This is a genomic window from Allobosea sp. 2RAB26 (assembly GCF_052115465.1).
Taxonomy (GTDB): Bacteria; Pseudomonadota; Alphaproteobacteria; order Rhizobiales; family Beijerinckiaceae; genus Allobosea.
Map to the genome: position 1 here is coordinate 15119 of NZ_JBFRGS010000012.1, position 19919 is coordinate 35037.

The following is a 19919-nucleotide window of genomic DNA, read 5'->3' on the forward strand; positions in this document are numbered from 1 at the left end:
ACACGTGCCGCTCAGGTCCTGCCGAGCGCCTTGCGCACCCAGCCAGTGGCAGCCTCCATCAGCGCATCGAGCGCGCGGCTCTGCAGGCTGCCGGCTTCGACCGTCTCGGCCGCATAGAGTGGAATGTCCAGCGTCTTTATTTCGCCGCGCGTGACGAGGAGCCGCCCGACCTCGGCGCCCTCCTGGACGGGAACGGTCAGCGGCCCGCGATAGGTGATGCGCGCGCTCAACCGGTCGCTGCTGCCGCGCGGCAGCAGCAGGCTCACCGGCCCCTTGGCCTTGAGCCCGACCCGCCCCTTGGCTCCGCCGTAGACGCTGGCCTCCCCGACGATCTCGCCATCCGCGAAGAGCTGGCGGGGTTCGAACGAGCGGAAGCCCCATTCGAGCAGCTTGCGCGCTTCCTGCGCACGGTCGCGGCCCGACTTCAGCCCGTTCACCACGACGATCAGCCGTTGCCCCTTCTGCACCGCCGAACCGACCAGGCCGAACCCGGCTTCATCGATATTGCCGGTCTTCAGGCCGTCCGCGCCAATATCCATGGTCAGCAGCGGATTGCGGTTCTGCTGCCTGATCTTGTTCCAGGTAAACTCGCGTTGCCCGAAGATTTTGTAGAGCTCCGGGTAGGTCTTGATGATGTGATCCGCCAGCCGCGCCAATTCGCGCGCGGTGACCTTCTGCTCGGGGTCGCCCATGCCGGTCGCATTGCGGAAGACCGATTTGGTCAGGCCGAGCGCACGCACCCGCTCGGTCATCAACCGCGCGAAATTCGCCTCATCTCCGGCGATCGCCTCGGCGAGCGCAATTGAGGCGTCATTGCCGGATTGGACGATGATGCCCTGCAGGATGTCGGAGAGCTTGATGCGGCTATGGACCAACGCGAACATCGTCGAGCCACCGGAAATGCCGCCGCCCTTGCGCCAGGCGTTCTCGGAAATGCCGATCTCGCTGTCGAGGGTGAGCCGGCCCTGCGCGATTTCCTGGAATGCCACCAGGACAGTCGCAAGCTTGGCAAGGCTCGCCGGGACCATGAACTCGTCCGCGGCTTTCTCGTAAAGCACCGCGCCGGTGGCCGAATCGAGCAGAATCGCGTGTGGAGCGAGCGACTGGAAGCTCTGGGCCAGCGCGGGAGCCGAAGCCGCCAGGACAAAGAGAGCCGCCAGCGCCGCGCGTGTGGCGGCCGCAAATCTCGTAGCGATCGAATTGCGATGGCGGGGCGGGTTCATGCCCCGATCTGAAGCAGAGCGGGGCTCAGCCGGTCAAGCCCGATACGCGTCAATTGCGGGATAATGGCCGCAATGTCTGCGGAACCAGATCCCGTGCCAGCGGGTTATTGCGCGCGAAACGCTCGGCCGGGGCGCGCTCGGGAGCGGCGAACAGGCTGGCGGTGCGCAATGCCGGCGGCCGTGGCGGCAGGACGGCTGGGCGGAGCAGAACCGGGGTCGCAGCATTAGCGATGGTGTCGAGGTCGAAGGGACGGTTCGGCGGTAGCGGAGCGCCGCGGACCGGGATGCCGGCACTCGACGAGGTCGAAACCAGCGTTGCGGCGACAGGAGTGCCTGGCGCGATGGTGCGGACGGGTTGCGGCGCATAGGCCTGCACGACCGGCTGCGGAGCCGCCGGGGCCTCGGCGACAGGCTGGCGAGCCTGCTCGTCGCGCGGGTCCTCGAGATCCGGGCTCGCCGTGCGGTTGGTGGCAACCGCGGCGTTGCTCGCGACCATGGTCGGGGCGCTGGTGCCGGGAATCGAAGCCGGCATACCATCCGTTCGCAGGGTTGCGAGCAGAAGCCGGTCGTCGGAGCCGCCAAGCGAGGCCTGGCCGAGATATTCGAGCTTGATACGAGCCGTGCCGAGATGGCGGAAGGCCAGCGCGTCGGCCGTCTTCTGCGACACGTCCATGACGCGGCCGCCATGGTAAGGGCCACGATCATTGACGCGGACGATGATCGAGCGGTTGTTCAGGAGGTTGGTGACCCGGGCATAGGCCGGCAGCGGCATGGTCGGGTGCGCGGCGCTGATGCCTTCGCGGTCATAGACCTCGCCATTGGCGGTGCGGCGGCCATGGAAGGCCTCGCCATACCAGGACGCGGTGCCCACTGCGGTGTAGCCGACCGGCTTCTCATAAGGCGTATAGCGCTTGCCCGCGACGGAATAGGACTTGCCGACGAGTTCGCGGCCGCCGCCCTTCGGAACGGGCTGGCCGTCCGCGACAACCCGGGGGCTGGCGGGGCCGTATTTCGATGAGGGGAATGCGCCAATCTCCTTCGACTTGCGGCGCGCAACCTGATCATTCGCGCAATTGGCAAGGAGGAGACCTGCGAGCGCCACGCAACCAAGTCGCGCGGCACGAAGAGCAAGGGGAGAGGAAGCGGAAGCTCTGTCCGAGTCGGTTACCACATGGGCCAATGCCGGAGCCGAAGAGCTTGCGCCTCGCATCATTATGGTCGTCCGTCGTTGTGCCGAAAGCCATCGCCCGGCCAAGCCGCATCCTGCGGCGAAGCCGAAGTTTTCGGTCAATCCTGTAAAGGGATCGTTAAACGGGCGACTCGCCGAGCGCGAATGCCCCGATCCGGCATCTAGGATGCCCTTGAGCGGGCACAAAGGTGTCCGAAATGCGGCAAGTGTCAACCCGCGACCATTCCGCCGCCATTTTTCAGACAGGAGTTGCCACAATGCAACGCCGTCATTTTGTTGCTCGCGGCCGCGATTTAGGTTGAAAACGGCCCTTTCAGCGAGCAAAACCCCGTCAAGGCGGCTTGAAAGCAGAGCTCCGACAGATCCGCCCCACAATCAGCCGGTTCAGGGCAGACCGGGGCCCGGCCTGCCGGGGGCCTCAAGCCCGACTCACCTGCTCTCACCTGCTCGTGGCGGGCTGATCCGGACGCTGCAACGGGGAACTCATTTTGGCCTGACGTCATCGCACTTGCAAAAACGCCTCGCACCCGGCAATGACAGGCCAACCGGAAGGGTGGCCGAGTGGTTTAAGGCAGCGGTCTTGAAAACCGCCGTGGGTGCAAGCCCACCGTGGGTTCGAATCCCACCCCTTCCGCCACTTATGCTTGCCAGCCGTTCCTTGCTGTAACGCATAGCGAAATGCGCTCTCCCTTGCGGCTCTAATTTTCATCCCAATTCGCCCCAGCCATACATAGCGATGCAAAGATCGGAGCGTCGGTCGGTGGCTGCGAGTTGAGGAGCGTGCTACCGCCTCGGCAGCGAGGCAGGGGTGGGCGTCCATGGATTTGAAGGCATTCCAGATCGAAGTGACATCGGAGGGCGACAGCGCCCGCCAGGTCTTCTTCGTCGCAGCAGAATCAGGCGAGGCCGCCGTCGCACTATTGGCCAATCATTCGGCCTTGTTGCCCAACTTCAAACTGAAGCTGCAGCGCCGCCTGAGCGATGCGGAGATCGACATTCACCAGCTAGGGCCTGGGATGATCGTTCAATGGATGTAAGCGGGCTTGCCCCGCCATGTATCCCACGTTGGCGGCGCGCTCGATTTCAGCCCAAACCTGTGGCCTGACCGTAAATCCGTTCCCGCTGCATGTGCGCATGCAGCGGCGTCTCCTGTCCGCCGTCGCAGTGCGGTCAAGATGTCGGGTTGCAGACGGCATTATTGACTGTCGCTGCGGATGCTGGCCATGGGCCTAAGCCGTCGAACGCCCGGCATCGTGTTTGGCTGCGGCCTTCGCCCAGCACTGAAACTCCGCTTCGTCGTCCAGGAACGCTTGAAGAAGGCGCGGAAAATCGCGCCGCGCGATTGGTCCAAATGGGACAGGCCCGGTTCGCTGTCATCCTCGGCGACAGGCCACGCCGCTTATCGATCCTGTCCCGGCCTTCTCGTCATTCTGAGCCAGGCCTGTCTGGGGCCTGCTGCCCCGAGCTTGCCAGAGACCGCCGCCACGCGAAACGCAGGATCACACCCAGCGATGCCGCAAGTGGTATCGCCAGCAGCACGCCGATGAAGCCGAACAGCCATCCAAAGGCGAACAGCGCGAACATCATCCAGACCGGGTTGAGGTTGACCCGACGGCCGATGAGGCGCGGTGACAGCACATAATCGGCAAGCATTTCTCCGACGATGAAGATGCCGCCCACGACAGCGACAGGCACCCAATTCGGCCAGAACTGGGCCAGGGCAACGCAGGCCGCCACGAAGAACCCCGTCGCCGCGCCGAAATAGGGAACAAAACTGATGAGACCGGCGGTGAGCCCGATCACAATGGCATGGTTGAGCCCGACCACTTTCAGGGCTGATGCATAAAGCACGGCCAGAACGAAGCAGATGACCACCTGGCCGCGCACGAAGCCAGCGATCGTATCGTGGATTTCGCGCGCCAGCGCCCGAGCATCGTCGCGATACGCCGGGGTAAACCAGCCATCGACCGCCGCCATCATGCGGTGCCAGTCGATGGCGAGATAGATGGCGATGATCGGCGTCACCACGAGCAGCGAGAGAAGGGAAACCAGGGCCAGCCCACTTGACCATAACGAGCGAAGGAAGCTGTCGAGCCAACTGCTACCCATCGACTTGGCGAGATCGGCGGGGGATTGCTCGAGGTGGAGTTCGCCGCCCATGACATTGTGCAGCCAGGGGCCGCTCGCATCGCTCACGAGCGACTGGAGCCGCGTGAGGTAGCGGGGGAATTCCTCAACGAAAAATCGGAATTCGCCAATGATGGCCGGGAGCATCACCAGGAGAAAGGCAATGAAGCCCGCAACCAGCGGCAAGAAGACGGTCAGAGCTGCAAGGGAACGATTCATGCCGAACCGTTCCATTCTGTCGACCACCGGGACGAGCAGATAGGCCAGCAAAGCGCCGACCACAAACGGCAGCAGGATTTGGCGCAACAGCACCAGCGCAACCAAGGCGACCACTGAAACCGCAATCCAGAACTTGGCTGGTTGCGCGATCCTCATCGACGTTCTGCGCACATGCGGTTTCGAACTCGATTGCCGGCTTCGTTGCGCCCGCCCCAGGGGAAAGCGGCGAGAGCGCAGCGCTCCGTTCAGTTCACGATCAGGCTGGCGAAGGCGATCTCGCCATCGGTAATGTAGTGGTTGACCTTTCCGGTCTGCAAACGTGCACCGGATTGATGCAATACGACATCACCGATCATCTGCTTTGCCTTCAACTGAGCGACTATGTAGTTGCGCTCCGCATTCGTGTCGGAATCGGTCGCATGGGTCACCTGGAACGTCAGCCGGGTCAGAGATAGCCCAGTGTCCCGGGTACCAGCGCCGACCCATAACACAGGCCGGTCGGTCGCTGGCTTATCGGTATTCAACCAGAAGCTCGCTCCCGTCATATCGTCCTCGGAATGGGCGAGGCTCAGCGCCCAGAAGCGGATGTGATGGCGCTTGCGCGGGCTGTTGTCGATGGGCTCCTGGAAGCCGATGTCCTGCCTGCGTCCAAAGAGATAGAGGGTGCTGAAAGGAGCGGTCGGATAGGTCGAGTTCAGCAGAAACGCTCGTATCATTCGCCAGGAGCTGGCTATCCCCAAGCGATCGGCCGTCGACCAGCCCGCTGCTGCAAACGCATCGCGCAGTTGTTGAAGAGTGCCGATGAGGACGAGGTTTACAGGGTCTCCGGGCAGACCATCTCCGGTGATCGTGTATCGGGGGATCAATCTGCGGTGAAGAACCTTCAGGCCCATTCGAACCACGTTTGGCAGAATGACATAGGCAGCCAGACCGTAGGTCAGGCTTGCCGCCAGGATCCATGGCAGCCTGTGGTCTGCCGTATCGAAAATGACGAAGACGATCAGCCAAACGCTGACGACGCCCAGGCAGAGAACGAGGAATCTCTGAAAGAGGCGCGCGAGCAGTCTCAACGTTCTCGGTCCCGTCTGGTGCTGGGTGAAATCGCGATCGCTGCTTATCGTGGGGATTTTGGCATCCGAACACAACCACATAAGTGACGGCACTGTTTGCGGGCGGCAAACCGGTGGTCCCGTTGCCCCCTATACTAGTGGATGCTTGGTATTGGCGCTATGGCCGCGCGCCAGGGCGCGAAATTAGCCAGGCTGCAGAAGCGCTCAATGCCCGCCTGAGGAGGAGAGGACGTTCACGACCAGGACGCCCGTCACGATCAGGCCCATTCCGACCACCGCCCAGAGATCGAGCTTCTGGCCGAACGCAAACCACCCCACCGCCGAGATCAGGACGATACCTGCGCCCGACCAGACGGCATAGGCGATCCCGACAGGCATGCTCCTCAAGGTGAGCGAAAGGAAGTAGAACGCGACGCCATATCCGACAGCAACGACGGCCGTGGGCCCCAGTTTTGAAAACCCCTCCGACGCTTTGAGAGCCGAGGTGGCGATGACCTCGGCGACGATGGCAACGGCAAGGGTAAGATAGGCGTTCATACCCCGCCTAAACATCCTTGTGTGACGCTCTCAAGGCTCCCGATCGAAGGGAGGCCCGCAGCAGCCCACGCCGAGGCGCTGGCGCCGTGTACCCAGGGACGTTAGGGCGACAATTCCCCGAGATGCCCCACGCAGGCTGCCCCCTAGCGCACCTTCAAGCCCAGTTCCGCGAGCAGCTGGCCAGCCTGCTGGCGAGAGATCGTGGCGCCGCGAAAGAGCGTGGCGTCAACCAGCCTCAGTCCGCCCAGATCGGCGCCACGAAGATCAGCCCCCTCGAAGCGCGAGCCGTTCAGTGCCGCATCCATCAGACTGCAGTCCTCGAAGACAGCATCCCGGAAATCGCATTTCCTCAGGTCCGACTGGCTGAAATCGATTTTCCTGAGCGTGGTCTTGCGGAAGCTGAACGATGGCAGCTTCGCGCTGACGAGCAGGACCTCCTCGAACCGGCAGTCCAATGCCCTTGCTTCGGACAAATCCGCGCCAGTCAATTTGCAGCCCGCGAAGGACGCCGAGACCAGTGTCGTCCGGCGCAGAACGGCGTTGTTGAAATCGCCGAACTGAACCCGGCCGTCCGATAGATCGGCCCCCATGAAATCTGCGAAGGCCGCCCGACAGCCGAGCCATTGCACCCGCTCGAGTTTCGCACCTCTCAGCTTCGCGCGCTTGAGGCTGCACCGTTCGAAGAGCCAACCCGACAGATCGAGCCCCGACAGGTCCACTTCATCAAGATCGCACGCGATCACATGGTGCGGTATGCGCAGCTCAGAGAGAGCTGCCACATCGGCTCGCTGCAGGGTCCGCTCCGCGACGGTCTGAATGGGATCATCAGGCATGCGCTCCCGTAGCAACTGGCCGGCGGATGATCAATTTCAGCACCTTCGTGGGCGGTCGCACTCCCTTGCTTCTGGGGTCGCCGCCCTCCCCGATGGTGATGCTCGCGAGCCAGGCAGAACATCCGGCGACGGCGAATTGTTTACCCAGGGGCAGTAGAGAGCAGCAGCATCTCGAACCGGACAGCCTCTGCAGTCAGATCATCGTGAACCTCGTACCAACGGCCATTCTGTTTCTGTTCGCAGCAACCTTCTGCGCCGTCTGGCTGGCCGAGCGCCGAAGCTGGTATCTGCTCCATTTTGCGCAGGCGTTCCTGGCCTTTGGCCTCGGGATGCTCGTCCAGACAACACGGATTCCAGCCGATTTCGGGCTGAACACGATGCTGTACGGAATGCTCTATGTTTCCGGCACGCTGAGCTTCGTGACTGGCGTGATGGTGCGCTCTGGCCGGCGCCCTTCTCGCTGGTTCCTCACCATCTGGTTCGCCGCAGTGATGGGCGCGCTCGGCTATTTCTATTACATTGACCGCAACCTCATCGTGCGCATCCATATCGTGAGCTTCGGCCTCGGCGGCATCATCGTCTCAGCCGCCTGGATCATGCGGTCGCTTGCTCGGGGAAGCGCGACCGACAGGATAATCTTCTGGCTGGTTCTGGTGTTTGGCCTGCATTTCTTCCTGCGTACGCTGCTGACGAGCGAATTGGCCGCGGCAACATCCGCTTCGGGGTTCCTGCAGTCCGGATTCTGGACCTGGGTGCAATTCAGTGCCTCGGTCTTCGGGGTCGGGATGGGCCTTGGGCTGCTCCTCGTCATAGGGCTGGATGTGACGGCCCGGCTGCGCAAAGAGCGCGATACCGATCCGCTCACGGGGGCGTTGAACCGGCGCGGCCTGCAAGGCCGGTTTCAATCTCTGGTCGCGGCGCGTCATCCATTGGTGCTCAGCGTCGTCGCCTGCGATATCGATCATTTCAAGAGCATCAACGACGCCTATGGCCACGCGGCCGGGGACGCCGTGCTGATCGTGATTGCAGCCTCCATCCGGAGCGCCGTTCGCAGCAACGATGCCGTCGGTCGCGTCGGAGGCGAAGAATTCGTCATCCTGCTCAAAGATACGACCGCAGAACAAGCCTTCCATTTCGCGGAGCGCCTGCGGGGCGAAATCGCCAGGATCTCGTTTCCCAGGCTGCCGCCCGATCGGACGGTGACCTGCAGTTTCGGCATTGCCGAGCTTCGCCGTGGCGAGACGCTCGCACATGCGATCGGCCGCGCGGATCAGGCTCTGTACGCCGCCAAGAACGCCGGACGGAACCGTACGCGCACGGCCACGACGTTAGTGCCGGCGCGATCCTAGGCGTCATTGCTGGCGTTGAGTTCGTCCAGCTCAAGCCCGTCCTTGTCGTTCGGATCAGGCAACAGCCCCTGCCCCGTCGCCCAGCGCGCCACAATCTCGGCGACAGCCTCTTCACGCGATCGACGTGACTGGATTTTCCGCAGATAGCGATCGAGCGCAGTCAGTTCGGCAGCGCTCAGATGGATGGTCAGGGGCGTCCTCGGCTCGGCTGCAGGCATGGCATACTCCCGTCCGCTCTCGCGACGGACTGCTCGCCCGGCGGCAGCAATCCGACGATAGAAGCATGACAGGATCGCGGGGCGCAGCAAGGCGCAACAGCCCTGCAGGCCCCGTCCCGACGCCCTCCTTCAGGCATGCCCATGCGTCAAGCGCATGGCAATGTCCCGCGTCGAAAGGGAGGGTTTTGGCGAACCAAATCCGGATTCCGACGTTTTCCGCTCAAGCCGCAATTGCGGTTCCTGAATGGAGGAAGCGATGTTCAAGCATTCAATCGCGCTGACGGCCGTCGGAGCTGTCATGTTTGCGACGACCGCGATCTCGCAGACCAGTGCGCCCTCATCGAACGCCCCCTCGGCAGCTCCTTCGGCTCCGCCCCCCGCCCTGGAGCGCCCCAAGCCGCCAGAGAACAACCTCGCAGGCCAGGGGAAGTGGCGTGCGTCCAAGCTGATCGGTGTCGATATCTACGGCTCCGACAAGAAGAAGGTCGGTGATGTGACGGAAGTCCTGTTCGACAAGGCAGGCAAGGTCGAGATGGTGACCGTCGGCGTCGGCGGCTTTCTTGGCATCGGATCGAAGGATGTTGCGATCCCCTTCGAACAGGTGACGTGGAGCGAAGAGCCGATGGTGGTTCCCGCTCCGGCCCCTGCCCCTGCCCCCGCAGGAGGAAGCGGCAGCATGAGCGGTCCGGCCACGGCTCCGACAGCTGCTGCGCCTGTTCCGCGTGGTCCGATGATGTACCCGGACCATGGCGTCATCAGCATGACGAAGGAACAACTCACGGCGGCACCGGCCGTGACCTATGCCAGCCGCTGACCGCCACCTGACATCCCGGCCTGCGAAGCAGCAGGCCGGTGATCTCCGAAACTATTCGCCGGCTAATTGATACTGCCCGTCTCGGCGAGCACGCAGCTCGGAGAGAACGGGCAGGACAGCTTCCGGCAGATCATCCGCGATCAAGCCACGACCAAACTGTTCCGCGGCCTTGCCATGGAGCCAGACGGCGGCGCAGGCGGCCTGGAAGGCTGGCATGCCCTGGGCCAACAGCCCCGCGATGAGGCCGGCCAGGACATCGCCGGACCCAGCCGTCGCCAAGGCCGGGCTGCCGGTCATGTTGATCGCGGCCCTTCCACCGGGCTCGGCAATGACGCTGTCCGGCCCCTTCAGGACGACGACCGCACCGGTGGCCGCCGAAGCGCGGCGCGCCCGTTCGAGCTTGGACGGAGCCGCCATCACGTCCGCAGACGAGGCAAAGAGGCGCTCGAATTCCCCTTCGTGCGGCGTAAGTACGCAAGCTGCGCCGCTCGGCCTGATCCTCGAGCCGATCGGGACGGACGTGGTTTCCGCTGCCAGCAGGGTGAGCGCGTCCGCATCGAATACCGCTGGAACATGCGAGCGCTGCGCGGCAAGGACGGCTTCCCGAGCCGTTTCGTCAAGCCCGAGTGCCGGGCCGGCGAGGACTGCGCCAAGCCGTTTCTCGGCCAGCAGAGTTTCTATATCGGCTGCCGAGGCAGCTGCCCGCTGAATCAGCGCATCCGGGCCGCGGGCGGCATGCGCGGCAAGGGCTTCGGGCCGGCACGCAATCGTCACCAGGCCGGCGCCAATGCGCAGCGCGGCACGCGCCCCGAGTCTGGGCGCGCCAACCCCTGCAAGCCCGCCCGCCAGAACGAGCACCGCGCCGCGCTTGTATTTATGGGTATCGACCGCGTGGTGCGGCCACTCGGCGCGCCATAGCGGCGGAGCGTTGCGAAAAGTTCGCGCCTCCAGGGCGCCCTTGCCAAATGCCACCTCCGCCGTGATGCCGATATCGGCAAGCGTCACCACGCCGCATAATCCACGCCCGGGATAAAGCAGATGCCCCGGCTTGAGGCGAAAGAACGTGACCGTCTCATCGGCCCTTGTGACCGCTCCATTAGCGCGTCCGGTCTCCCCCGAAAGGCCGCTGGGGACATCCACGGCGATCACCGCAGCTGCCGAGGCGTTGACACGTTGCACCACGGCGGCGACGTCGCCGGCCAGCGGCCGATCGAGGCCAGCGCCGAAAAGGCCGTCGACCACGACGGCGGCCCGCTCGGGAGCGGCAGAGGAAATCGGCATGACCTCACCGGTCCAGGCCTGCGCCATCGCAAGGGCATCGCCCTTCAAGGCTTCACGGTCACCCGACAGGGCAAGCGTCACCCCGAAACCGCGCTCGCGAAGGAGACGGGCTGCGACGAACCCGTCCCCGCCATTGTTGCCAGGACCGCAGAGAACAAGAATGGCCTGTCCGGGTCGGGCCCGCCGGCTGACGGCATCGGCGACCGCCCTGCCCGCTCGCTCCATCAGGACGGGCCCCGTCGTTCCGGCCGCAATCGCAGCCCTGTCGGCGCGCGCCATCTCGGTTGGGGTCAACAGGGCAAGGGCGATCTCGTCTGCTGTGCTCATCGCGCGATCATCCGGAAGCCGGACGCTCATAGCAAGATCGGGCGCGCGGATCTCGTTTGGCTACCGATTGATCATCTGCATAAATTATGGGCGGAATATCGCCTCATCATGAGGCGATATCTGCCACGCTCCCTCATGGCGAGGCACACGCGCCGATGCTATGAGCACATACGGCGAGTGTTCGTCTGCCACGGCGGAACGCTGAACCGGCCTCCGAGCCATCGGGAAAGGCCGATTTTCAGTGCATCGACGATTGGACCGGCAGGCGGTATCGAGGAACGGACGAATATCCGTTTCCAACCACGCGCAAGGGAGGCCGGTCGGCGCATGAAGAAGATCGAAGCGATCATCAAGCCCTTCAAGCTGGATGAGGTGAAGGAGGCACTGCAGGAAGTCGGGCTGCAGGGCATCACCGTGCTCGAAGCCAAGGGATTCGGCCGCCAGAAGGGCCATACCGAGCTCTATCGCGGCGCCGAATACGTCGTCGACTTCCTGCCGAAGGTGAAGATCGAGATCGTGCTGGCCGACGAGATGGTCGAGAGCGCGATCGAAGCCATCAAGAAGGCCGCTCAGACCGGCCGGATCGGCGATGGCAAGATTTTTGTATCGTCGGTGGAGGGGGCGATCCGCATCCGCACCGGAGAGACCGGCGCGGACGCGATCTGAGGGCTTCATTCCCGAACCTGCGAAATCGGCGTCCGCCGGGCGAATACCCGCGGATCGATGAATGTTGAGAAACTGCTTTCAAGAGGAATGCTGAGATGAAGAGCGCCAAGGACGTCCTCAAGGCGATCAAGGACAATGACGTCAAGTATGTCGACTTCCGCTTCACCGACCCGCGCGGCAAGTGGCAGCACGTCACCTTCGACATCACCATGATCGATGAGGACATCTTCGCCGAGGGCACGATGTTCGACGGCTCGTCGATTGCCGGCTGGAAGGCGATCAACGAGTCCGACATGCTGCTGATGCCTGATCCGACGACGGCCGTGATGGACCCGTTCTTCTCGGCAGCGACGATGGTGATCACCTGCGACGTGCTCGAGCCCGCGACCGGCGAGCCCTATAACCGCGATCCGCGCGGCATCGCCAAGAAGGCCGAAGCCTATCTCAAGTCGACCGGTATCGGCGACACGGTCTATGTCGGCCCGGAAGCCGAATTCTTCGTCTTCGACGACGTCAAGATCTCGGCCGACCCCTACAACACCGGATTCAAGCTCGATAACGTCGAGCTGCCGATCAACGGCATGACCGATTACGAAGGCGGCAATCTCGGCCACCGCATCGCCACCAAGGGTGGCTACTTCCCCGTCCCGCCGCAGGATTCGGCGCAGGACATGCGCGGCGAGATGCTGGCAGCCATGGCGGCGATGGGCGCCAAGGTCGAGAAGCACCACCACGAGGTCGCCTCCGCCCAGCATGAGCTCGGCCTGAAGTTCGACACGCTGACCCACATGGCCGACACCATGCAGGTCTACAAGTACGCGATCCATAACGTGGCGCAGAGCTACGGCAAGACCGCGACCTTCATGCCGAAGCCGATCTACGGCGACAACGGCTCGGGCATGCACGTCCACCAGTCGATCTGGAAGGCTGGCAAGCCGATCATGGCCGGCAACAAATATGCCGACCTGTCGCAGGAGTGCCTCTGGTATATCGGCGGCATCATCAAGCACGCCAAGGCGCTGAACGCCTTCACCAACCCGTCGACGAACTCCTACAAGCGTCTCGTTCCCGGCTATGAGGCTCCGGTGCTGCTGGCCTATTCGGCCCGTAACCGTTCGGCCTCCTGCCGTATTCCGTGGACGACTTCGCCGAAGGCCAAGCGCGTCGAGGTTCGCTTCCCCGATCCGATGGCGAACCCCTATCTCGCCTTCGCCGCGCTGCTGATGGCCGGCCTCGACGGCATCGTGAACAAGATCGATCCCGGCCCGGCGATGGACAAGGATCTCTACGACCTGCCGCCGCGCGAGCTGAAGAAGATCCCGACCGTCTGCGGCTCGCTGCGCGAGGCGCTCGAGGCGCTGAAGAAGGACAACGCCTTCCTCAAGGCCGGCGGCGTCTTCAACGACGACTTCATCGAGAGCTATATCGAGCTCAAGATGCAGGATGTGGCGCGTTTCGAAATGACGCCGCACCCGGTCGAGTTCGCGATGTACTACTCCTACTGAGAGCTCTGCGCCGGGAACGTCCCGGCGCAGCCGCTATCCTCCCGACCGCGACAGTTCGCGGTCCACCTGAAACGCCGGGGCGGCAACGCCCCGGCTTTTTTCTTCTGACAGGGCCCTCAGACGTAGCGATTATGCCCGAAGGTGACGCTGCCGACGGCCGTTGCGAGATCATTGCCGTAATCGGCCGTTCCCACGCGATTCATGGAGGTGCCGGTAAAGACGGTCGGCACGATGCCACCGAGGCTGGCACCGTTGACGATGTTTCCAGAGACAACGACGGACCGTCCGCTGTTCGTCACAGCTTCGTTCGAGACGCCAATACCGATAGCCGCGTTACGCACCAAATTCCCGGAAACCACCAGCGCGCGTGCAGCCGTATTGATGCCTGCCTGGATGCCTACCCGCGCAGCTCCGTCAATCAGGTTGCCGGAAACCACGCAGTCCTGCTCGACGACGATGCCGTTTCCGATCGTTGAAGGCGGATAGTAGCCGGGATCGGGAATCGGATTGTCGGTGACGTTGGAGATGCGGTTGCCTTCCACGATGACGCTGCGTGAAACGCCGTCGGAGAACTGGCCGGAGTTGGCGACGAGAATGCCGCTACCGACCGTGTCGAGGCTGTTGTTGGAAACGATGCAACCCGTGAGATCAATTCCGGCACCTGGCGCCTCGATGAAGATCGCCGCTTCGCGCGTGTTGTAGATATTGTTGTTGCTGACGTTGTGCAGCCCCCCGCCATTGCAGCGGATGGCGGAGAATTTGACGCTGAAGATCTTGTTATCGGTGATCGAAACGCCAACGGCCCGGAAGACGCTGACGCCATTGCCGTTTTGCCCAGTCCCGCCGCCAACCGTATCGACGCCGTTTATGAAGTTGCCCGTAATCGTCGAGCTGTCGCCGGTGATCGCGTCACGCCAGACCGCGATACCATTGTTCAACATGCCGGTAATGGTGTTGTTCAGCGCCTTGATCTGGGCGTTCTCGCTCCAGATCCCGACGGAATGGTTGCCGAAATAGCAGGACCGGAAGACCGCGCCGGACGAACTCGCGATACAGGCTCCAATGCCAGGCGAGTTCATGATCTGACAGTTATCGAACAAGACGTCCTGGGCATTGCCGGCGATTGCGATGAAGGCCGGGCGCTGAGAGACATAGTCTGTCAAGGCCCGGTTCTGGCCGTCGAAGAAAATCCCCTCGAAGCGAACCTGGTTCTGCCCTTCGATCCGAAGGAATGTATTCGCTCCTGTGAAACGCAGGACGACCGAGCCGGGCATGGCGCGAACCTGCAACGGCTTGCCGCCGCCGTTCGTCGGCAGGACCGTGACGGTGCCCGAGTCATAAACACCGGGCTGAAAGAAGAGAGGCCTCCCCTGATTGCGGGCGTAGTCGAATACGGATTGGAGGTCGGTGAATGTAGTCCAGCCGGAACTCGCTGCGGCGGTGCGGGCAACCACGGCGTCGTCGAACAGGGCGTAGGATGGCATCGAGTATCTCCATAGCGAACATAACAAGAACGATATGGGTCAGTATTCCTATCCACGTCAAATGCACCGTGCATAACTCACGATGTCCGAGCGTAGGTGCGGCCGGAGACAGCGATGCACGGGCCCATTAAGCGTTCGGTAGAGGATTGGGGCTATGCGTCGCGATCCATGCCGTTAGGGGAGATTGCGGCGATGCTGCAGATCAAGGAAGGGCGTCTGACATATGCCGTTCAGCGCGCGCATGACCTTCTGATCAAGAAGCTCGTCCCGAGCAGCAGAAAACACCTTCCGCCCCATCCTCGGATTGCGGTGATCCCAACGGACTATCTCGGCATCTCGATCATTGGAAATGGGGTGTATGAACGTCGCGAGATCGCGTTCCTCAAATCCCTCTTCAACGAGAGGAACCTCGGCTCATGCATCTTCCTGGATATCGGCGCGAATATAGGAAATCATTCCATAAACTTCGCAGATTCGTTCGAGGAAGTGATATCGTTCGAACCCAATCCTCCTATCGCCTCGCTGTTGAAGACGAACGTCGTGCTTTCGCAAACGGGCAACATTCGCGTTCATGAAGTCGGCCTCGGCCAAGCAGATGCCGAGTTGAGGTTTTCCTTGCTTGAGCAGGGAAACGATGGGAGCGGCAGCTTCGCGTCTGGGCAGGGAGACCTTGTGCTGCCAGTCCGCCGGGGCGACGCATTCCTAGCTCAACGAGAGCCGGCAATTGCATCGGGCGCGAAGCGGGTCGGGTTTGTCAAATGCGACGTCGAGGGGTTCGAGGCAGATGTATTTGCGGGCCTACGGCAAACCTTCTCATCTCATCGCCCGATCGTTGCATTCGAGAGCAACGACAGCACCGCGGGCGAGGGAGCATGGGCCGAACTGAAGGCTGCTGGCTACGATACCCTGTACTCTCTGCGCGAAACTGGCGATAACCGGGGCAAGCTTGCTCAGGAGCTGAGCCGACTGACATTCGGCTATTCCTGCTGGCTCGAGGAAGTTGCCAAGGTTCCAATACGACGCTGCAATTTGGTGGCGAGCTTCGGTTCGCTGATCTGAGGCTCAGCCCACGCAGCGCACCGCCAAGGACAAGCCGGCGCCGGTCAAGTGCTCGAATTCAGGACGCGTATGCCTGGCTCCCGTCTCTCTCCCACGCCCTCCGTGATCATCTTCGGCTCGGCCAGACCCGTCACCTGCGCAGTGATGGATTATGCGCGCCGACTTGCCAACGCCATCAACGCGCAGCGTCCCGGTTTTGCGGCCCTTTACACGATAGAGCCCGACCAGCCCGCAGCCTTCGTCCGTGCCATCGCTGGGGCTCTGCGCGAGGACCGGATTGCGCATTTTCAGCTTCCTGTCGAAGGCTGGGGGAACGCGATCCTGCCAGGTTCGGCGCTGATGCTGGCGCGGCTCTGGACGCGCAAGGGGAATACCGTCGCGACCTTGCACGAGTGGGCGTCGCTCAACCGGCTGCGCTACCTATCGATCATCCCCGACATCCTCGCGACCGACGGCTTCATCTTCGTTTCGCAACAGCAGCGCGAGAGCTTTCTCAAGACCCCGCTGGTCGGGCCAAGGAGGAAGCTCGCTGCCCCTGTCATCCCGATCGGCCCGAACATCATGCCGGCCCGGATCGATCCGCATCGTGTCGTCGAGGAGCGGACGAAAGCACTGGGCAGCGGCACGATGCAAGCCGACATCGTGATCGGCTATTTCGGCGTGCTCTATGCGAGCAAGCGCCCGGACATGCTGCTGCGCGTCGTCAAGGCGCTGCACGAGCGTGGCATCAAGGCGCGACTCCTGGTCTGTGGTGATTTCCTTTGGGACAAGCCCAGGGATCGCGAGGCCTTCTTTGCCCTCGCACGCGAGCTCGGCATCATCGACTGGCTCGACTTTCGCGGTCGCATCGACGACGAGGGCGAGTTGATGGCAACACTTTCGGCTGCCGATGTCTTCCTGCTGCCTTTCACCGACGGTATCAGTACGCGCCGCGGCAGCTTTCAGGCCGTCAGTCAGCTCGCTATTCCGCTGGTCTCAACCGAAGCCGAGCGCGGGGACGAGTTTGACCTGTCGCCATCCCTGAAGACCAAGATCGATAGTCCCGCGACGGTGCTTTGCCCGGTCGATGCAGCGCCTGAAGAATTCGCCGACGCCATCATCACCGCCCATCTTCACAAGGCGGACGCGATTGGTGTCGAACTTTCAGCTTCTTGGGACGAGGCGGCGCGGAGGCATCTCGCCTTCTACGACCGGCTGATCGCCGATCGTCGGGACTGACAGGCGACCGACGCTGCACTCCGCCCGCGTTTAAGCCTGTCGGTTGGCGTCCGCCTCAGCGCAAGGCGAGCGCCACGACGCCGATCAGCGCAACCGAGGCTGCGAGCCACCACAATTTGCGGCCCTGGCCGGCATCGATCGAGCGGGAGCCGGTCAGCAGCGCCATATCCTCGTAACCAAAGGATTCACCGGCAAGGCGCGCGGTGCGCTCGAGCCCGGCCATCTTAATCCCTGGAACCGACGAACGCGCGACCACGACAGCCTCCCAATTTCCCAAGTTTCCGACAGCTGCAGAGCCATTCGCAAGCTGGCGAATCTCGACCCCACCACTCTCGTTCGCGCCGGGTTAATGCGACATGAACCATCCGCCGCGACACCGTATGGCATGCTCGCGTGACACCGCTGCGACGCTCGCTCGGCTGAGGGTTCGGTGCACAGCAAGGGGTGGAGCGACGATTCTCCTGCTTGTTCGGAGCGATGTTCGTTATATGTCTGGGGAACAATCGTTGCGGCTGGCTTGAGTGCCGGCCCTGGCGACGTCCCGGATGCGCTATTCTATCAGCGCTGCGAATCAGGTGATCGGCGAACGAAATGACGGAGAATGGCGATCTTTTCGGTGAGGGCAGCGGCGAGCAGCCGCAGCGGGCGCCCGAGCCATCGCCGGTCAAGCGTGATGCGGCCGCCCCGAGCAAGCCTTCGCAGCAATCGGCCTCACCTTCCGTCCCGCGCAACGGCACCTTGTCCGAGGCCGGCTATACCGCGTCCGCCATCGAAGTCCTCGAGGGGCTCGAGCCGGTGCGCCGACGGCCAGGCATGTATATCGGCGGCACCGACGAACGCGCGCTGCATCATCTCTTCGCCGAGGTGATCGACAACGCGATGGACGAGGCGGTCGCCGGCCACGCAACCTTCATCGACGTCGAATTCTTCGAGGACGGTTCGCTGGCCGTCACCGACAACGGGCGCGGGATCCCGATCGATCCGCATCCGAAATTCCCGGACAAGTCGGCGCTCGAAGTCATCATGACAACGCTGCATGCCGGCGGAAAATTCGACTCCAAGGCCTATGAGACCTCGGGCGGCCTGCATGGCGTCGGCGTTTCCGTCGTCAATGCCCTGTCCGACCGGCTCGAGGTCGAAGTCGCGCGCGGCCAGATGCTTTATCGTCAGGTCTTTTCGCGCGGGGCCCCGCAGGGGCCGTTGGAAACCGTCGGACGCGTCGCCAACCGGCGCGGCACGAAGGTGCGTTTTCATCCCGACGCGCAGATCTTTGGCGAGGGGGCCCATTTCTCCCCTGCCCGCCTGTTCCGGATGGCACGCTCGAAGGCCTATCTTTTCGGTGGCGTGGAGATCCGCTGGCGCTGCGCGCCGGCGCTGCTGAAGCCGGAGGGTGACGTCGCGGCGGAGGCCGTCTTCCGCTTTCCCGGAGGCCTGCGCGACTATCTCGGCCGCGAGATCGAGGGCAAGGATCTGGTCGCCGAGCCGATCTTCTCCGGCAAGATCACACGGGATGGCGGCCACGGCTCGCTGGAATGGGCCGTGGCGTGGCTGGCGACCGGCGAAGACGGCTTCAGCTCGTCCTACTGCAACACCATTCCGACGCCCGAAGGCGGCACGCATGAGCAGGGCTTGCGCGTCGCGCTGCTGCGCGGCCTGCGTGACCATGCCGAGCGTATCGGCCAGTCGAAGCGCATGGCGCAAGTGACCTCCGACGACGTCATGGCGACCTGTGCCGCAATGCTGTCGGTCTTCATCCGCGAGCCTGAGTTCCAGGGCCAGACCAAGGACAAGCTTGCGACTCTGGAGGCCGCGCGCATCGTCGAGAACGCAGTGCGCGATGCTTTCGATCACTGGCTCGCCGCCGCGCCGCAGCAGGCACTGAAGCTGCTCGACTGGTCGGTCGACCGGGCCGAGGAACGCCAGCGCCGCCGGCTCGAGAAGGAAGTTTCGCGCAAGACCGCGACGCGCAAGCTTCGGCTACCCGGAAAGCTAGCCGATTGCAGCAGCGCGGGCGCTGCAGGCTCCGAACTGTTCATCGTCGAGGGCGATTCCGCCGGCGGGTCAGCCAAACAGGCGCGCAACCGCGCGACGCAGGCGATCCTGCCGCTGCGCGGCAAGATCCTCAACGTTGCCAACGCGACCCGCGAGAAGCTGAACCAGAACCAGCAGCTTGCCGACCTGATCCTGGCACTTGGCTGCGGCATCGGCAGCCAGTTCCGCGAGGATGACCTGCGCTACGAGAAGGTCATCGTGATGACGGACGCCGATGTCGACGGCGCCCATATCGCTTCGCTGCTCGTCACCTTCTTCTGGCGCCAGACGCCGCGCCTGATCGAGAAGGGCCATCTCTACCTTGCCGTGCCGCCGCTCTATCGGCTCCAGCATGGCGGCAAGAGCGTCTATGCCCGCAACGACGCCCATAAGGACGAGCTGATCGCGACCGTGTTCAAGGGCAAGAAGCCGGAGATCAGCCGATTCAAAGGTCTGGGCGAGATGATGCCGGCGCAGCTCAAGGAAACCACGATGGACCCGGCCAAGCGCATCCTGCTCAAGGTCATGGTCGAGCATGAGGCGCGGGACGAGACCTCCGACACCGTCGAGCGGCTGATGGGCAACAAGCCGGAAGCCCGCTTCACCTTCATCCAGGAACGCGCGGCCTTCGCCGGCGAACTGATCGACCTGTGAGGCCGGGGGCGCGGCCAGGATATTCGGGCACGCGCTACCCTCGCATTTTTGTCGGTGAGACCGTCAAAGTCGGCGGGCTGTCAGCCAGGTGTCCCGGCGGCATCTTGCCGACATG

At 63.2% G+C, this 19919-nt stretch carries 18 protein-coding genes and 1 tRNA gene; 9 read left to right on the forward strand and 10 right to left on the reverse strand.

The window, feature by feature from the left end; genetic code table 11:
• Nucleotides 1-11: 11 nt before the first annotated feature.
• Nucleotides 12-1223, reverse strand: a complete 1212-nt coding sequence (locus tag AB4118_RS22015) for a D-alanyl-D-alanine carboxypeptidase family protein (RefSeq protein WP_441491759.1) — start codon at nt 1221-1223, stop codon at nt 12-14.
• 49 nt (nt 1224-1272) lie between these two features.
• A complete protein-coding gene (locus AB4118_RS22020) occupies nt 1273-2325 on the reverse strand; it encodes a septal ring lytic transglycosylase RlpA family protein (protein ID WP_441491760.1) in 1053 nt (350 codons plus the stop codon).
• Nucleotides 2326-2959: 634 nt separating this feature from the next.
• Here AB4118_RS22020 and AB4118_RS22025 point away from each other — a divergent pair.
• A tRNA-Ser gene (locus AB4118_RS22025) sits at nt 2960-3049 on the forward strand.
• Nucleotides 3050-3236: 187 nt separating this feature from the next.
• Nucleotides 3237-3449 (forward strand): hypothetical protein, encoded by a 213-nt coding sequence (locus AB4118_RS22030; protein ID WP_441491761.1) that lies wholly within the window; start codon nt 3237-3239, stop codon nt 3447-3449.
• Between the two features lie 388 nt (nt 3450-3837).
• Here AB4118_RS22030 and AB4118_RS22035 read toward each other — a convergent pair whose 3' ends face one another.
• The 4 genes from AB4118_RS22035 to AB4118_RS22050 all read right to left on the reverse strand — a co-directional run bounded on the left by AB4118_RS22035 (nt 3838) and on the right by AB4118_RS22050 (nt 7198).
• Nucleotides 3838-4914 carry an AI-2E family transporter gene (locus tag AB4118_RS22035; RefSeq protein WP_441491762.1) on the reverse strand — a complete coding sequence of 359 codons (1077 nt, stop codon included), beginning with the start codon at nt 4912-4914 and terminating at the stop codon, nt 3838-3840.
• Nucleotides 4915-5003: 89 nt separating this feature from the next.
• The gene (locus AB4118_RS22040) at nt 5004-5828 is read right to left on the reverse strand and encodes an LssY C-terminal domain-containing protein (RefSeq protein WP_441491763.1); all 825 of its coding nucleotides are present in this window, start codon (nt 5826-5828) and stop codon (nt 5004-5006) included.
• Nucleotides 5829-6032: 204 nt separating this feature from the next.
• Nucleotides 6033-6365: an SMR family transporter gene (locus AB4118_RS22045; protein ID WP_441491764.1), complete on the reverse strand. Its 333-nt coding sequence runs from the start codon at nt 6363-6365 to the stop codon at nt 6033-6035.
• Nucleotides 6366-6508: 143 nt separating this feature from the next.
• Nucleotides 6509-7198, reverse strand: a complete 690-nt coding sequence (locus AB4118_RS22050; RefSeq protein WP_441491765.1) for a pentapeptide repeat-containing protein — start codon at nt 7196-7198, stop codon at nt 6509-6511.
• Between the two features lie 203 nt (nt 7199-7401).
• Here AB4118_RS22050 and AB4118_RS22055 point away from each other — a divergent pair, with 203 nt between their 5' ends.
• Entirely contained in the window at nt 7402-8547 is a 1146-nt protein-coding gene (locus AB4118_RS22055) for a GGDEF domain-containing protein (protein ID WP_441491766.1), read from the forward strand.
• On the opposite strand, the gene AB4118_RS22060 is transcribed toward AB4118_RS22055, so the two are convergent.
• Nucleotides 8544-8765: a hypothetical protein gene (locus AB4118_RS22060; RefSeq protein ID WP_441491767.1), complete on the reverse strand. Its 222-nt coding sequence runs from the start codon at nt 8763-8765 to the stop codon at nt 8544-8546. The genes AB4118_RS22055 and AB4118_RS22060 overlap by 4 nt on opposite strands.
• Before the next feature lie 256 nt (nt 8766-9021).
• Here AB4118_RS22060 and AB4118_RS22065 point away from each other — a divergent pair, with 256 nt between their 5' ends.
• Nucleotides 9022-9579, forward strand: coding sequence for a PRC-barrel domain-containing protein (locus AB4118_RS22065; protein ID WP_441491768.1), 558 nt, complete (start codon nt 9022-9024; stop codon nt 9577-9579).
• A 51-nt stretch (nt 9580-9630) separates the two neighbouring features.
• Here the strand turns inward: AB4118_RS22065 and AB4118_RS22070 are convergent, their stop codons facing one another.
• The gene (locus tag AB4118_RS22070) at nt 9631-11187 is read right to left on the reverse strand and encodes an NAD(P)H-hydrate dehydratase (RefSeq protein WP_441491769.1); all 1557 of its coding nucleotides are present in this window, start codon (nt 11185-11187) and stop codon (nt 9631-9633) included.
• A gap of 327 nt (nt 11188-11514) precedes the next feature.
• On the opposite strand from AB4118_RS22070, the gene AB4118_RS22075 reads away from it, so the two are divergent.
• Complete coding sequence (locus AB4118_RS22075; protein WP_113518708.1) at nt 11515-11853, forward strand: P-II family nitrogen regulator; 339 nt, start codon at nt 11515-11517, stop codon at nt 11851-11853.
• A gap of 95 nt (nt 11854-11948) precedes the next feature.
• Nucleotides 11949-13358, forward strand: coding sequence for a type I glutamate--ammonia ligase (gene glnA, locus AB4118_RS22080; RefSeq protein WP_441491770.1), 1410 nt, complete (start codon nt 11949-11951; stop codon nt 13356-13358).
• A 116-nt stretch (nt 13359-13474) separates the two neighbouring features.
• Here the strand turns inward: glnA and AB4118_RS22085 are convergent, their stop codons facing one another.
• Complete coding sequence (locus AB4118_RS22085) at nt 13475-14842, reverse strand: TIGR03808 family TAT-translocated repetitive protein (protein WP_441491771.1); 1368 nt, start codon at nt 14840-14842, stop codon at nt 13475-13477.
• A gap of 192 nt (nt 14843-15034) precedes the next feature.
• Here AB4118_RS22085 and AB4118_RS22090 point away from each other — a divergent pair, with 192 nt between their 5' ends.
• Together AB4118_RS22090 and AB4118_RS22095 are read left to right on the forward strand one after the other, a co-directional pair.
• Entirely contained in the window at nt 15035-15901 is an 867-nt protein-coding gene (locus AB4118_RS22090; RefSeq protein WP_441491772.1) for an FkbM family methyltransferase, read from the forward strand.
• A gap of 69 nt (nt 15902-15970) precedes the next feature.
• The gene (locus AB4118_RS22095) at nt 15971-17119 is read left to right on the forward strand and encodes a glycosyltransferase (RefSeq protein ID WP_441491773.1); all 1149 of its coding nucleotides are present in this window, start codon (nt 15971-15973) and stop codon (nt 17117-17119) included.
• 55 nt (nt 17120-17174) lie between these two features.
• Here the strand turns inward: AB4118_RS22095 and AB4118_RS22100 are convergent, their stop codons facing one another.
• Nucleotides 17175-17342: a hypothetical protein gene (locus tag AB4118_RS22100; RefSeq protein WP_441491774.1), complete on the reverse strand. Its 168-nt coding sequence runs from the start codon at nt 17340-17342 to the stop codon at nt 17175-17177.
• Nucleotides 17343-17710: 368 nt separating this feature from the next.
• Here AB4118_RS22100 and parE point away from each other — a divergent pair, with 368 nt between their 5' ends.
• Entirely contained in the window at nt 17711-19804 is a 2094-nt protein-coding gene (gene parE / locus AB4118_RS22105) for a DNA topoisomerase IV subunit B (protein WP_441491775.1), read from the forward strand.
• Nucleotides 19805-19919: the final 115 nt, after the last annotated feature.